Here is a 13,675-nt window from a genome sequence, read left to right on the forward strand (position 1 = left end):
TTTTACTTGCAAGCTCATACTAATACAGATTTCACTTATGAAATCTATAATGATGAGGAGGATGGCAAATGAGTAGGTTTGAACATTTAGACCCAAAATCTCAAAAAATCCACCGCAACTGGTCAAGGATTAAGCACTCAAAATCTCAAGTTAACGGGGAAACGGAGATTACCCTTCATAACCGTATCTTGAGAAGTGAAGCAAAAGCCCGTCAGTTTTAATCATGCTAGAAAAGTAAGTGTCATCATGCCCAGAATTTATTCTGGGTTTTTTTATTTATTGTTAATTTATGGGATTATTATTCTTGCTCTGATAAAATGAATATATGAAGAAATAAATAGAATTTTAGGAGGGGAAAGTAAATGAGCAACGCTGAAAAACTGAAAAAGGGATTAAAGGAATTTGGCTTAGACCATAAAGCGGAGGAATTATTACCTCTCGCAAAGGAATCCATTCGAATGATGGTAAACCAAATACCTGAAGAAAAAATTCAAATTGGTAGCTCAAAAATTGGTGGCTGCCCGGATGTACCATCAGATTTTTCATGGCCCTATACAACCGACAATAGACCGTTGTATTTTCTTTGCCAACTAAATCTAAAAGAAATCAAGTCTTACGATACAAATAGATTATTACCTGCAGAAGGTATACTGTCTTTTTTCTATGATGCTATCGAGCAACCTTGGGGATACGATCCGAAAGACCATGATGGCTTTAAAGTTTTCTATTTCCCTCAAGAGACTAGTAGCCTGAATAGAATAGAAATTCCTGCTTCATTACACGAGCATGGCAACCTTGACAGCGCGGCACTACAATTTCGAAATGAATTGACACTTCCATCATGGGACTCGCCATACTCGATGGAATTACAAGAAATTTTAAATGAAGAGGAGACGGATAGCTATAGAGAGTTTGAATACGAGTGGATGGAAGTAGATGATTTGTCTAGGTCTACTCATCGCATTGACGGTTATCCAGATGCGATTCAAGGCGACATGTATTTGGAATGTCAACTGGTGACAAATGGCTTATATTGCGGCGACTCAACAGGGTATAGCGACCCTTTGCGAAAAGAATTAGAAGCTGGAGCAACTGATTGGCGATTACTGCTGCAATTTGATTCCGAGGATGATCTAGGGTTAATGTGGGGCGATAGTGGCAGATTGTACTTCTGGATACGTGAGGAAGATTGTAAAAATAAGCAATTTGATAAAGCATGGGTTGTTTTACAGTGTTTTTAAAGGAGGTGGGGAGAAATGGAACAACAAATTAAAGTTCGCGTCGCTGTCGAAGAAGATGCAGCAACTATGCTAGAAATACAGAAAGAAGTGTTAGCAGAAGAAGATTTTTTAATAACTACAGTCGAAGAATTTCAGCAAACGATTGATGGGCAAAAAGAATGGATACAAGCAAAATTAGCAAATGAACGGGAAACAATCTTTATTGCACAATATGAAGAAAAAATGGTTGGCTGGCTTATGTTTCAATCACCACATCGAAAGCGATTAGCACATACAGGTACCTTTGGCATGATGGTGCTAAAAGAATATCGTGGTCTAGGAATTGGAAAACTTTTGCTGGAGAAGATAATAACGTGGGCAGAGCATAACCCCTATATCCAAAAGATTAGTCTTGGCGTATTTTCAACAAATGAAAGGGCCATTGCTCTCTATAAAAAGATGGGATTTGTTGAAGAAGGAAGAAAAATCAATGAAATTAAGCTACATGACAATGAATATATAGATGATGTTTTAATGTATAAAATGGTTCATAAATAATAATTTTGGCTTTTACATAGAAAGGAGCATGCAAATCACATGAAAATATATAATTTCACACAAGAGTTGGCCAATCAAATTAACAATTATCAATCGATAGATGCTTTTTATACGAAAATCATGAAAACGGTGGAGCCTGCCAATATTGGCTTCATTTATATAGAGACAGGTGGTATTGTTGGAATGCATGAGGCGCCCGTCCCACAATTATTTATTGTTATTCAGGGTGAAGGATGGATTTGTGGTGAAGATAGAGAGAAAGTAAGTATAAAGACTGGAGACGGTGTTCTTTGGCAAACTGGAGAGGCACATGAATCTGGGAGTAGTACAGGGTTAACAGCATTAGTCATCCAATCCGAGCATATTAATCTTGCATAAATTACATATTTACCATAAAAAGTAACGGAGTAGATTATAGCTCCGTTACACTATTGATAAGCAGAGTTTAACTGTTTTAAATATATGCCCATCGAAAACGTCATCAAACTCCTCCATTTTTATAAAGCCCTTTGCTTGATAAAAGTCCAGGCCAATTGTATTTTCTTTTTCTACACAAACTATAAGTGACTTTAAATCGTGAAGTATTTTAATGCCTTCCTGAAGTAGCGCCGTACCAATACCTTTGCCCTGTATATCAGGAAGTAAATAGATCGCTAATAGTTCAGCCACACCATTAGTAACATTTGAAAAATTTGCAAAGCCAACGATCGATTCTTCATATATTGCAACTAAAAATGGACTATTTTCTAGACGTACTTTCAATCGATCGTTATTATAAGCAGCTTGTAAAAATCGATCTTGGATGTCACGTGGAATAATGCCTTCGTATGTTGTATGCCAGCTTTTCTTGGCAATTTCTTGCACAAAAATGATGTCATTCTCTACCATCTGTCGTATAATTAATGTCAACACTTTTCACCCGCAATTCTAAATTTTCTATTTATTGTAACATTAAATTACTCGAAGGGGGATGACTTCATGCAAGTTGTTGAAAAAGCGTTTGGCTATATTACGAGAGAGCATGAGAGTCGGTTACAGGTGCTAGTATTTGAGCAAAATACAGAAGGAGCAGGAATTCAAATTCCTAAAGGCACGGTAGAGAAAGGGGAAACACCGTTAGAGGCTGTAACCCGAGAGATGTTTGAGGAGACAGGTTTATCCCATTTAACCGTTAAGGGGTTAATTGCTCAAGATTATTTTAATCATCATTCAGGGGTTCTGCAAAAACGTTATTTTTATCATTTAACTACGAATGAAAAACGAGATACATGGCAACATTGTCCTACAGGTGTAAACGAGTCAGGTTTTGTGTTTTCATTTTACTGGATCTCAAGCGAGCAGGAAGTGACACTAGCACAAGGACATGGAGATTATTTGCATCGAGTATTGGCTCGTGTGAAAAATTGATTTGTCATCTATATAAAAGCTACATTTAATTGAACAAAACCGCGTCTCTAAATAAAAGAGACGCGGTTGTTTTGTCATTTTCTAAGCTTTTGCGGCAACATCTAATGCTTGAGCGAAATCTGCAATCAGATCATCAACATGCTCTAGTCCTACTGAGAAACGTAATAGTCCATCCGTAATACCGCGTTTTGCTCGTTCTTCGGGTTCCATGGCTGCATGGCTCATTTTAGCAGGGTAGGATAAAATTGATTCAACACCACCAAGAGAGACAGCGAAAACGGGAATTGTCATCGCTTCTACAAGTACTTTTGCAGCTTCATAGCTTGGTAGACGGAAGGATAGTACTGCACCTGCACTCGTGGCTTGACGATGATGAATCTCATAACCAGGATGAGATGCAAGTCCTGGATAGTATACTTGCTCGACAAGGGAATTTTCAGCTAAAAACTCCGCAATCTTTTGTGCTGATTCAGCAGAACGACTAAAACGCACATCTGTTGTTTTAATATTTTGCAATAGAGTAAAGCAGTCCTGTACACCTAATATATTGCCGAATGAATTTTGGATAAAGTACAGCTCCTGACCAAGCTTTTCGTCAGCGGTTACTGTCAATCCTGCGATAATATCGGAGTGCCCAGATAAAAACTTTGTAGCACTATGAATAACAACATCGACGCCTAACTCAAGTGGACGTTGGTGTAAAGGTGTCATAAAAGTATTATCTAAAAACGTTAAACAATGATGCTGTTTGGCTAGAGCAACAATTCCGCGAATATCTGTGATGCCAAGTGTTGGATTCGACGGTGTTTCCATATAGAGTAGCTTTGTTGCTGGAGTAATGGCTGCTTCAACCGCTGCTAAATCTGTGAAATCAACGAAAGTATGGGAAATACCGAAACGTGGTAAAACTTTGGAAACAAAGCGGTACGTTCCACCATAAACATCCTCAGTAATCACAATATGATCACCTTGAGAAAGTAGCATTAATGACGCTGAAACTGCAGCAATCCCAGAAGAGAATGCATGTGCACGTACACCACCTTCAAGCTCTGCGATTGCTTTTTCTAGTGCATCACGTGTAGGGTTTCCAGATCGCGCATAATCATATTCACCAAATTCATCGATACTCTCTTGATGAAAAGTAGATGATAAATACATAGGCACATTAACTGCACCCTTTTTATTTTCATAGCCGTCACGAACCCCAGCGTGAATGAGGCTTGTTTCAATATGTTGCTTCATCTTTATGCCTCTTTTCTAAGGATATCGAATACTTGTTTTAAGTCAGCAATTAAATCTTCAACCTCTTCTATTCCAACTGAGAAGCGCAGTAATCTGTCACATACACCACGTTCAATCCGCTCCTCGTAAGGCATATCTGCATGTGTTTGAGTAGCAGGATATGTAATAAAGCTTTCAACACCACCAAGGCTTTCGGCAAAAGTAATTAGCTTCAAGTTACGAAGGAATGGGTCAATCCACTCAGCTTGTTTCAAGCGGAATGATAGCATGCCACCTTTTCCTGTATACAGCACGTCTGTCACAAGTTCTTCTTCCTCTAAATAGGCAGCAATTGCTTTCGCGTTTGCATCGTGCTGCTTTAATCGAAGATGCATCGTTTTTAAGCCACGAATCAGCAACCAGGAATCCATCGCACCTAATACCATACCGCTACCGTTGTGAATAAAGCCAATACGTTCAGCTAATTCTGCTCCTTTTGCAACAACTAAACCAGCTAATACATCATTATGTCCGCCGATATATTTAGTAGCTGAATGAAGGACAATATCTGCACCTAACTCGATAGGGCGTTGGAAATAAGGTGTATAGAACGTGTTATCTACAATTAACCATGCGTCATGCTTATGAGCTAATTCAGCATACACTTCTAAATCAAATTCCTGCATAAGTGGGTTTGTTGGCGTTTCGATGAAAAGGGCACGTGTATTGTCAGTGATTAAAGCTTCTACCTGCTCAACTGATTCAAATTTTGAGTAAACAGGCTTGATATTATATGTCTCTTCGAAGAAATTAAAAAGTCGATATGTACCTCCATATAAATCATCAGGTACCACTAATTCATCACCAGGCTTAAATAATGATAGAACTAGTTGAATGGCTGCCATACCAGAGCTACAGGCAAAGCCCATGTCTCCGCCCTCTAAATCAGCAATACCAGTTTCTAATAGGGCACGAGTTGGATTTTTGGTACGTGCATAATCAAAACCAGTGGATTCACCGATTCCTGTATGTTTATATGCTGTCGATAAATGAATCGGTGGGCTGACAGCGCCTGTTCGCGGATCACTTAAATTACCAAGTTGTACAAGTTTTGTTTCAATGCTTCTGTTGTTTGTCATGTCGTCACTCTTTTCTTCATCATAATAACGGGAAGTCAAAATATACTGATAGACTAGAACTCATTTCCCATATTCTAAATAATTGTTATCAATTTAACATGTATACTAAAGAAGAACAAGATAATTTCAGAAAATTGGTGATATTATTCTTAGGAAATCACCTAGGAATAGTAGGAAATGTAAAAAGGAGGAGAGTTAAATAAAGAATTGGCTTGTAATTGGGGGAACAGGAATGCTAAAGGATGTTTCTTTATGGCTTTAACATCAGCGTTTTTGAACCATGGAATTTGCGTCCTTAGAGGGATATATATCTTAAATAAAAAGAATCTGTCTAATTCCTCAACTTATCCGAGGCATCTAGACAGATTCTTTTTAATATAATTTAAGCTTGCTCTTTTTTTAATAAATCTCGAATTTCTTTTAGAAGCTCTTCTTTAGCATCCAATTCTGGTGCTGGTTCCTCTACAACAACCTCTTCTTTTTTACGAGTTAACTTTGTCATAATTCGTAATGCCATGAAGATAGCAAAGGCAATTATTAAAAAGTCAATGATTGACTGTAAAAATACACCTAATTGAATTTTCGCTTCGCCTGAACCATAAACAAAGCTCTTTGTTAAATCAATACCACCAGTTAAAACACCGACTAACGGCATAATGATATTTTCAACTAAGGAGGTAACAATTTTACCGAAAGCACCACCAATTACAACTGCCACTGCTAGATCGACAATATTGCCTTTCATAGCAAATTCTTTAAAGTCTTTCCACAAAACAAATTCCTCCTATTTTTATCCTTATAAAATAATTGAATTATATTTTACTATATTTTTCCCTTTCTTTTCAACTATTATTAAAGTGGTAATTATATACTAAAAAATCTACTACATAAAACGGAAATTTTGGTAATATAGAAATAGATTATCAGTTGTGTTGATTAACCATTTTTATACATTTGAATTAATTAGAAGAGGCTGATTTCCGCTACGGGCTACTCGCTTTGTTGCTGCCGCTTCGCTCTGCGACGAAAGCGAAGCGGCAGGAGCACTCGAGTAGCCCTACGCTACAATCAGTTAAAATGCGCATATATTAGCAAAATAGCAACAAAAAAATCTTTTATATTGCTCAATAATAAACTTGTTTTTTCCTAATCAACACGCCTGATAGAATACAAGATTAGGTGTGACATATGACGAAAAAAAAGAAGAAAAAACCGATGCTATCGCCTTCCGCCCAATTGGGAATGATAGCATTATTAATACCAATAGCGATAACTGTTTATGTATTCGCTTTTTTTGCATGGAAGGAGCTACAAACATTACCGATATTTGAAAAACTAGAGCAAGAAAAGGCAATAGAAGAAATTCAACAAAATTTCGATATGGAAATTCCTGAGCAATATATTCCCGTTTATGTAGCGGCAGAAGAGAAATACGGTGTACCTTGGACATTACTAGCCGCACATCATCGTGTTGAAACACGGTTCTCCTCAATGAAATCACTTGTATCACCAGCCGGGGCAGAAGGACATATGCAATTTATGCCTTGTACATTTGTAGGTTGGCAACATCCTTCCTGCTCAGGATTAGGTAAAGGGGACATATCGAAGGCTGAATTAATGAATCCAGGAACGATAAAAAAATATGGTGGATTTGGTGTAGATGCTAACGGGGATGGCATTGCGGATCCTTATGATATTGAGGACGCTATATTTAGTGCAGCGAATTATTTATCGAAAAATGGTGCGGCAGATGGGGATGTGAAACAAGCCGTTTTTCAGTACAATCACAGTGATGAATATGTTGAAAATGTGTTATATTATTTCAATTTATATAATGATTATCATGATGAGCTAAAGGAAGCAGTCGCTTTAAATAAAGAAAAGTAAAGATGCATAACGTTCCATTTCAGGACTCGACACCCATAAGAAAGTGAGTTAATTATTCTCATCATTTCCTTAAATCGGGTTTTTCAAAAACAAATAAAGAGCCATCAAAAAAGATGGCTCTTTATTCATATTTAGGTTGCTTTGTGCATACTTTTTAAAATAATGCTTACAATGAAGATCAGCACGATAGCACCAATTAATGCTGGGAATACGTAAAAATCACTAACTTGCCAACCCCAGTTCCCAAGAACCATACTACCAATCCAAGAACCGACAATCCCTGCAACAATATTTCCAACGATGCCGCCAGGTACATCTTTACCTATAATGACGCCTGCTAACCAACCTAAAAGCCCGCCAATGATTAAATACCAAATGAAGCTAATCATTTTTTTCATCTCCTTAAAATTAAGATATAATGGCGATTGCTTAGTTATGCCCTGAAAGGAACAGATTAAACGCGTCCAGCTTCTTTGGTAATCATTACAATTTCGCGAAATGGTTTTTATGACTTAACAACTGTTGCGCCTAACGTATGCTCAAAATGACGAAATGCCCATTCATGCCTGCAGCATCAAAACTTGCAACATCATCTGCATAAACAACCGTTGAAATGCCCAAATTATAAGCATCAACTGCTGTATGTAAAATACAAATATTAGTACAAACGCCAAATAAATGAATTTCTTTGATACCTCTTTCATTTAATAAAATCGATAAATTGATTCCGGCAAATGCGCTATAACGCGTTTTATCTTCATTCAGCATAAAACTCCCGCCTCTAAAGGTGTGAGATGAATGCGAATGTGGTTCCTTTTTTCAGTGGTGTCCAAAAACTTACTGAAATAGAGGAACTCAGTCTAAGAGCGCTACGTTCTGTGGCATTACCGAAATGACCGACATCGTGTCGGCCCTCGTGCAGGCCTGGGCACAATTCAAAATCCGGCCGTATTGTTTTTCTGTAGCGAAAGCGAAGCGTCAGCTACAAATGTTTTTGGCGCGACAGCGGCAATACGCCAAGGCGAAATTGATTTAATGCTTGACCGGGCTCACTACATGTTAGTTTTCCATCAGTAGCTACAAAATCATACGTATAATCAACAACTAATAGAGCCTTTTTCAACTTTTTCACTCTCCTAATAGGTATAATTTCACTTTTTTCATGCCATATTTGGGCCTGTTTGTCAGAAAAATGATTCTAATTTAATATTAAGAATAGTTTGAAAATTGATTTTTCTGAGAGTATAATGTGAAAAAAGGAGAGTGTTTTATATGAATATGACAGCTATGAAACGTTTAAATCGACAAGGATTTCTTATTGCAGGCTTACATTTGTTAGTGATGTTAAATATAGCAGCAGATTTTTTATTAGCCTCGTAATCTCTTAAATAAAATAGAAAGGTGAGTTAAATGCTTGTCCAATTCTAAAACAACCGTGAAGACAAATTAGATTATGTCCACGGTTGTTTTTTATTGTCTTGAGAGAATTTGTACTCATCACCCAAAATTATGGATGACATTTGTTAAGACATATACCTTGTATATAAGTTAATTGGAGTGGAGGTTGGACGCCCCCAGTCGGAACGGAAATAAACCACATGTTATGATGATGAACCAGAATTTGCATAGAGGACACTAAATAGCACCTAATAAAAGGAATGTCTCTAACGAATATCAGATATATAGTACAAAAAGAGGAGTGATAGGATGACAACTAGATTTGATGGCGTGTTCCGTGAACTAGAGCGTCCATTTGCTTGGTTGGACTTTGATGCACTAGATAACAACATTGCAACTGTACACAACGCTTGTGGGGAGAAAAATATTCGCCTTGCTACGAAGTCAGTTCGTTCTGTAGAAATATTACGCTATTTACAAAAAAACCTCCCAAATGTGACAGGATTTATGACGTTTACTGCGGCAGAAACAATATTTCTAATTCAACAGCATTTTGATGATTTACTACTAGGATACCCAGTGATGGAAGAAGCTGCTGTTCGACAGTTATTGCACTTTGTAAAAGAAGGGAAAACCGTCACTTTTATGGTGGATAAGCAGGAGCATGTCGAATTTTTGGCTGAGCTAGGGCAAGAGCTAGGCGTTCGTGCGCGTGTATGCATTGATATTAATGTATCCAATGATTTTAAGGTCCTTTATTTTGGTACAAAACGCTCTTCACTTCATTCACTCGAGCTACTAACACCATTTCTCGAATATATTAAAAATCAACCATTTATTGAAGTAGTGGGTGCGATGGGCTACGAGGCTCAAATTGCAGGGGTCGGTAATCGTCCAGCAAATACAGTTAAAGGAAGAATTATAGAAGTCATGCAATTGCAAGCAAAAAAGCAAGTTACCCAGTTTCGTAGATTAGCAATTGCTCATGTAAAAGCGTATTTTCCAAACTTACGTTTTGTAAATGGTGGTGGCTCAGGAAGTATGGCCTACACGGCACAACAGAAGGAGGTAACAGAAATTACGGTGGGTTCCGTGTTTTATGCACCAGCTTTATTTGACCAATTTGCGCATTTACAGCTTGAAAAAGCAGCTGGATTTGCTTTAAGGGTAACAAGGAAACCAGAAAAAAATATTGTGGTTTGTCATGGTGGAGGTTATACAGCGTCGGGTGCAATCAGTACTGATCGATTACCTGTATTCTATGAACCAACCTTTTTTTCGTATCTTAGTTTAGAAGGAGTAGGAGAAGTTCAGACACCCGTGAAAGTTAATCGTAAAAAAGTTAATGTGGGCGACACGCTGTATTTTCGACATGCGAAGGCTGGTGAATTGTGTGAAAGATTTCAAGTGTTACATGGAATTAGAGGGGACAAGTATATAGGAACTTATACAACCTATAGGGGGGATGGACAATGTTTTCTATAGATAAGTGGAAAAATGGAGAGAAGTGGACGAACTGGGCTAATAATGTCATCTCATATCCGTCCGAGATGTACTTACCTCAATCCATTGAAGAAGTTACAAAAATCGTGAAGCATGCACGTGAATTAGGAAAAACGATTCGTGTAACAGGTGCAGCTCATTCCTTTAGCGCTGTTGCAATGCCTGAGCATATAGCACTTTCTTTACATAATATGCGTGGGCTCATAGCTGTGAATAAGGAGAAGCAAGAAGCGACACTTTGGGCTGGCACGTATTTATATGAAATAGGACCATTACTTGCACAGTATGGCTTTGCTCTTATAAATATGGGGGATATTCAGGAGCAAACGATTGCAGGAGCGGTATCAACAGGCACCCATGGAACAGGTGTAACACTAGGTTCGTTATCGTCAACTGTGACAAAATGGGGTTTTGTAGATGGTACAGGTACTTATAGAGAGCATACTAGAGGAATGGATGATTTATCGGAAGCTTTACATGTTTCACTTGGCATGCTAGGTGTGCTTGTGCAAGTAACAATCAAGGTGATACCGCTGTACAGCTTACATTATGTAGGCACAAGAGATACTTTAGAAAGTGGGCTGGCGATATTTGCTGAAGATATTCGACAGCATCGACATGTTGAGTGGTTTTATTTCCCTGGGAGTGAAACCATTCAAGTGAAGCGCATGAATGCTGTAGCACCTGTTTATCAGAGTAATTGGAGTAAGAGAATGGAAACATTGAAACTTCAAATAGTAGAGAACGGTGCTTTTTATGCTATTTCAGAGCTTTGTAAATGGAGACCTTCGCTAAGTGGCGCTATGAGTAAATTAGCAGCAGCCAATGTTGTTGAAGGTGAGAAAACCGGGATCAGTTATGAAATTTACCCGTCTCCACGTAGCGTAAAGTTCCAAGAAAGTGAATATGCTATTCCATTAGTGCAATTTGAGGCATGCATGGAAGAGATACACGCAACCTTTAAAAAGGGGATTTTTAATGTACATTTTCCGTTAGAATGTCGGACATCGGCAGGCGAAGCAGGTTATTTAAGTCCTACCCAAGGTGAAGAATCAGCATTTATTGCCTTTCACATGTATAAAGGAATGCCGGAAGAGCCCTATTTTGAATGGGTTCACACGATGATGAAAAAATATAAGGGAAGACCACATTGGGGCAAACAAAATCATTTAACGGCTAACTATGTGTATGAGTTATATCCAGATATCGAAAAATTTTTAGCGATTCGCAGTCAATATGATCCTGATCATGTGTTTTTTACAGGCTACTTAAGAAAATTATTCACAATGTAAGTGTAATCTTATTATCTAGCTAACCAAGTGTTTTCGAATAATTTAAAAGATTATTGAAAAAATTTAAATTTGAACGAAATGTCAAAATATTTATCAAATCGAGATAAAAGTGATGCTTAGTCAGCATGAAAACGATTTCAAAATTTATCGGATTGTTTGAATTGTTTAAATAATTCGAAAAATAGTGTTGACGAGACCTTTTTTTCGTACTATGATTACAACAATTTAACACGTTCGTTACAGCAGTTAGTTGTCTTTAAGGCAATTAACATATACACAAAAACAAAATAGACAGAACATTTTGTATAAAGCAACGAACATAGCAATAAATGAGGGGCGTTTAAAATGAGAAGTGACATGATTAAAGTAGGCGTAGATCGTGCGCCACATCGAAGTCTTTTATATGCAACAGGCAAAGTAAAAGCAAAAGATTTAGGCAAGCCATTTATTGGGGTTTGTAATTCTTATATCGACATTATTCCAGGTCACGTTCATTTACGGACATTTGCTGATGTTGTCAAAGAAGCCATTATTGAAGCGGGTGGTATTCCATTCGAATTTAATACAATCGGTGTAGATGATGGTATAGCAATGGGTCATATAGGTATGCGTTATTCATTACCAAGTCGTGAAATTATCGCAGACTCTGCAGAGACAGTTATTAATGCACACTGGTTTGATGGTGTATTCTATATTCCAAACTGTGACAAGATTACACCTGGAATGTTAATGGCAGCAGTTCGTACTAACGTACCATCAATCTTCGTTTCTGGTGGTCCAATGGAGGCTGGTACTTCTGCTACAGGCAAGCAACTTTCATTAACTTCGGTTTTTGAAGGTGTAGGGGCTCTTAAATCAGGAAAAATGTCAGCTGAAGAGCTGTTGGATATTGAAAACAATGCATGCCCTACATGTGGTTCATGTTCAGGAATGTTTACAGCAAACTCTATGAACTGCTTAATGGAGATGCTAGGAGTAGCATTACCAGGTAATGGTACAATCGTTGCTACTTCTGAAGAACGTCATCAGCTTATTAAAGAAGCTGCTAAACAATTAGTCCGTATGATTAAAGAGGACATCAAGCCACGTGACATTATTACAAAAGAAGCAATTGATGATGCATTTGCACTCGATATGGCGATGGGTGGTTCGACAAACACAGTCCTCCATACATTAGCAATCGCCAATGAAGCTGAAATCGATTATAACATTGAAGATATTAATAAAGTTGCAGAGCGTGTTCCATATCTAGCAAAAATTATGCCTGCTTCAGATGTTTCAATGGATGATATTAATAAAGCAGGTGGCGTTAGTGCCATCATTAATGAATTGACATCTATTCCAGGTGCTATTCATCCTGATCGTCCAACAGTTGCAGGAGTGACAATGGCTGAGCTTGTAAAGGATTATCATATTACAAATGATCAAGTTATTCGTACGAAAGACAATCCTTATAGCCCAGTTGGTGGTTTATCAGTGTTATTTGGCAATATCGCTCCGCAAGGATCTGTTATTAAAGTAGGAGCTGTAGACCCTTCTATTAAAGTATTCAGAGGCGAAGCAATTGTCTTTGATTCGCAGGAAGCAGCACAGGAAAATATCGATAATGGGACAGTTAAAGAGGGCCATGTAGTCGTCATTCGCTACGAAGGACCTAAAGGTGGCCCAGGGATGCCTGAAATGCTTGCACCAACTTCTGCAATTCAAGGACGTGGTCTCGGAACAAAAGTTGCATTAATTACTGACGGTCGTTTCTCAGGTGCATCTCGCGGTATATCAATCGGTCATATTTCGCCAGAAGCAGCAGAAGGCGGTCCAATCGCTTTAGTAGAAAATGGTGATACGATCACAATTGATCTACCAAATCGTACAATCAATTTAGAAGTTTCAGATGAAGTATTAGCTGAACGTCGTGCAAAACTACCGGTATTTGAACCGAAAATTAAACGCGGTTGGCTAGCAAGATATTCAAAATTAGTAACAAACGCTTCTACAGGTGGCGTTATGAAAATTTAATAAGTTAAAGCGTTGATGAGGTTAAAGGTTCTAG

15 protein-coding genes and 1 pseudogene are annotated in these 13,675 nt (G+C 38.0%); 9 read left to right on the forward strand and 7 right to left on the reverse strand.

Annotated features, from left to right (window positions below; all coding sequences use genetic code 11):
* The first annotated feature begins 68 nt into the window (after nt 1-68).
* The 4 genes from ACB089_RS10090 (at nt 69) to ACB089_RS10105 (ending at nt 2,156) form a co-directional block, all read left to right on the forward strand.
* Nucleotides 69-221 carry a YpzG family protein gene (locus ACB089_RS10090; RefSeq protein WP_068984661.1) on the forward strand — a complete coding sequence of 51 codons (153 nt, stop codon included), beginning with the start codon at nt 69-71 and terminating at the stop codon, nt 219-221.
* Nucleotides 222-362: 141 nt separating this feature from the next.
* The gene (locus ACB089_RS10095) at nt 363-1,241 is read left to right on the forward strand and encodes a YwqG family protein (RefSeq protein ID WP_374966284.1); all 879 of its coding nucleotides are present in this window, start codon (nt 363-365) and stop codon (nt 1,239-1,241) included.
* A 15-nt stretch (nt 1,242-1,256) separates the two neighbouring features.
* The gene (locus ACB089_RS10100) at nt 1,257-1,778 is read left to right on the forward strand and encodes a GNAT family N-acetyltransferase (RefSeq protein ID WP_374966285.1); all 522 of its coding nucleotides are present in this window, start codon (nt 1,257-1,259) and stop codon (nt 1,776-1,778) included.
* 39 nt (nt 1,779-1,817) lie between these two features.
* The gene (locus ACB089_RS10105; protein ID WP_374966286.1) at nt 1,818-2,156 is read left to right on the forward strand and encodes a cupin domain-containing protein; all 339 of its coding nucleotides are present in this window, start codon (nt 1,818-1,820) and stop codon (nt 2,154-2,156) included.
* Nucleotides 2,157-2,201: 45 nt separating this feature from the next.
* On the opposite strand, the gene ACB089_RS10110 is transcribed toward ACB089_RS10105, so the two are convergent.
* Nucleotides 2,202-2,687 carry a GNAT family N-acetyltransferase gene (locus ACB089_RS10110; RefSeq protein WP_374966287.1) on the reverse strand — a complete coding sequence of 162 codons (486 nt, stop codon included), beginning with the start codon at nt 2,685-2,687 and terminating at the stop codon, nt 2,202-2,204.
* Nucleotides 2,688-2,756: 69 nt separating this feature from the next.
* Between ACB089_RS10110 and ACB089_RS10115 the strand changes: the two genes are divergently transcribed.
* Nucleotides 2,757-3,185: an NUDIX domain-containing protein gene (locus ACB089_RS10115; protein WP_374966288.1), complete on the forward strand. Its 429-nt coding sequence runs from the start codon at nt 2,757-2,759 to the stop codon at nt 3,183-3,185.
* An 81-nt stretch (nt 3,186-3,266) separates the two neighbouring features.
* Here the strand turns inward: ACB089_RS10115 and ACB089_RS10120 are convergent, their stop codons facing one another.
* The 3 genes from ACB089_RS10120 to mscL all read right to left on the reverse strand — a co-directional run bounded on the left by ACB089_RS10120 (nt 3,267) and on the right by mscL (nt 6,317).
* Complete coding sequence (locus tag ACB089_RS10120; RefSeq protein ID WP_374966289.1) at nt 3,267-4,427, reverse strand: aminotransferase class I/II-fold pyridoxal phosphate-dependent enzyme; 1,161 nt, start codon at nt 4,425-4,427, stop codon at nt 3,267-3,269.
* A gap of 2 nt (nt 4,428-4,429) precedes the next feature.
* Nucleotides 4,430-5,545, reverse strand: coding sequence for a methionine biosynthesis PLP-dependent protein (locus tag ACB089_RS10125; protein ID WP_374966290.1), 1,116 nt, complete (start codon nt 5,543-5,545; stop codon nt 4,430-4,432).
* A 382-nt stretch (nt 5,546-5,927) separates the two neighbouring features.
* Complete coding sequence (mscL, locus tag ACB089_RS10130) at nt 5,928-6,317, reverse strand: large conductance mechanosensitive channel protein MscL (protein WP_068984654.1); 390 nt, start codon at nt 6,315-6,317, stop codon at nt 5,928-5,930.
* 416 nt (nt 6,318-6,733) lie between these two features.
* On the opposite strand from mscL, the gene ACB089_RS10135 reads away from it, so the two are divergent.
* On the forward strand, nt 6,734-7,432 hold the full coding sequence (locus ACB089_RS10135) for a lytic transglycosylase domain-containing protein (RefSeq protein ID WP_374966291.1): 699 nt from the start codon (nt 6,734-6,736) through the stop codon (nt 7,430-7,432).
* A 131-nt stretch (nt 7,433-7,563) separates the two neighbouring features.
* On the opposite strand, the gene ACB089_RS10140 is transcribed toward ACB089_RS10135, so the two are convergent.
* The 3 genes and pseudogenes from ACB089_RS10140 to ACB089_RS10150 form a co-directional block, all read right to left on the reverse strand.
* The gene (locus tag ACB089_RS10140; protein ID WP_068984652.1) at nt 7,564-7,821 is read right to left on the reverse strand and encodes a GlsB/YeaQ/YmgE family stress response membrane protein; all 258 of its coding nucleotides are present in this window, start codon (nt 7,819-7,821) and stop codon (nt 7,564-7,566) included.
* Nucleotides 7,822-7,937: 116 nt separating this feature from the next.
* Nucleotides 7,938-8,188 (reverse strand): annotated as a pseudogene (locus tag ACB089_RS10145) (cysteine hydrolase family protein); the annotation flags it as partial.
* Nucleotides 8,189-8,414: 226 nt separating this feature from the next.
* Nucleotides 8,415-8,555, reverse strand: a complete 141-nt coding sequence (locus ACB089_RS10150; protein ID WP_374966292.1) for a hypothetical protein — start codon at nt 8,553-8,555, stop codon at nt 8,415-8,417.
* Nucleotides 8,556-9,139: 584 nt separating this feature from the next.
* Between ACB089_RS10150 and ACB089_RS10155 the strand changes: the two genes are divergently transcribed.
* The 3 genes from ACB089_RS10155 (at nt 9,140) to ilvD (ending at nt 13,641) form a co-directional block, all read left to right on the forward strand.
* A complete protein-coding gene (locus ACB089_RS10155) occupies nt 9,140-10,315 on the forward strand; it encodes an amino acid deaminase/aldolase (protein ID WP_374966293.1) in 1,176 nt (391 codons plus the stop codon).
* Nucleotides 10,303-11,625: a D-arabinono-1,4-lactone oxidase gene (locus ACB089_RS10160; RefSeq protein WP_374966294.1), complete on the forward strand. Its 1,323-nt coding sequence runs from the start codon at nt 10,303-10,305 to the stop codon at nt 11,623-11,625. Before ACB089_RS10155 ends, ACB089_RS10160 begins: the two co-directional genes overlap by 13 nt.
* Before the next feature lie 345 nt (nt 11,626-11,970).
* Nucleotides 11,971-13,641 (forward strand): dihydroxy-acid dehydratase, encoded by a 1,671-nt coding sequence (gene ilvD, locus ACB089_RS10165; protein ID WP_374966295.1) that lies wholly within the window; start codon nt 11,971-11,973, stop codon nt 13,639-13,641.
* Nucleotides 13,642-13,675: the final 34 nt, after the last annotated feature.

Origin of the sequence: Lysinibacillus sp. RS10 (genome assembly GCF_041956855.1) — a bacterium.
Lineage (GTDB): Bacteria > Bacillota > Bacilli > Bacillales_A > Planococcaceae > Lysinibacillus > Lysinibacillus xylanilyticus_A.

What these genes read in the sequence shown, in the direction of transcription:
- ACB089_RS10090 (WP_068984661.1), top strand. Translation starts at nt 69, where the DNA reads ATGAGTAGGTTTGAACATTTAGACCCAAAATCTCAAAAAATCCACCGC.
- ACB089_RS10095 (WP_374966284.1), top strand. Translation starts at nt 363, where the DNA reads ATGAGCAACGCTGAAAAACTGAAAAAGGGATTAAAGGAATTTGGCTTA.
- ACB089_RS10100 (WP_374966285.1), top strand. Translation starts at nt 1,257, where the DNA reads ATGGAACAACAAATTAAAGTTCGCGTCGCTGTCGAAGAAGATGCAGCA.
- ACB089_RS10105 (WP_374966286.1), top strand. Translation starts at nt 1,818, where the DNA reads ATGAAAATATATAATTTCACACAAGAGTTGGCCAATCAAATTAACAAT.
- ACB089_RS10115 (WP_374966288.1), top strand. Translation starts at nt 2,757, where the DNA reads ATGCAAGTTGTTGAAAAAGCGTTTGGCTATATTACGAGAGAGCATGAG.
- ACB089_RS10120 (WP_374966289.1), bottom strand. Translation starts at nt 4,427, where the DNA reads ATGAAGCAACATATTGAAACAAGCCTCATTCACGCTGGGGTTCGTGAC.
- ACB089_RS10125 (WP_374966290.1), bottom strand. Translation starts at nt 5,545, where the DNA reads ATGACAAACAACAGAAGCATTGAAACAAAACTTGTACAACTTGGTAAT.
- ACB089_RS10135 (WP_374966291.1), top strand. Translation starts at nt 6,734, where the DNA reads ATGACGAAAAAAAAGAAGAAAAAACCGATGCTATCGCCTTCCGCCCAA.
- ACB089_RS10140 (WP_068984652.1), bottom strand. Translation starts at nt 7,821, where the DNA reads ATGATTAGCTTCATTTGGTATTTAATCATTGGCGGGCTTTTAGGTTGG.
- ACB089_RS10155 (WP_374966293.1), top strand. Translation starts at nt 9,140, where the DNA reads ATGACAACTAGATTTGATGGCGTGTTCCGTGAACTAGAGCGTCCATTT.
- ACB089_RS10160 (WP_374966294.1), top strand. Translation starts at nt 10,303, where the DNA reads ATGTTTTCTATAGATAAGTGGAAAAATGGAGAGAAGTGGACGAACTGG.
- ilvD (WP_374966295.1), top strand. Translation starts at nt 11,971, where the DNA reads ATGAGAAGTGACATGATTAAAGTAGGCGTAGATCGTGCGCCACATCGA.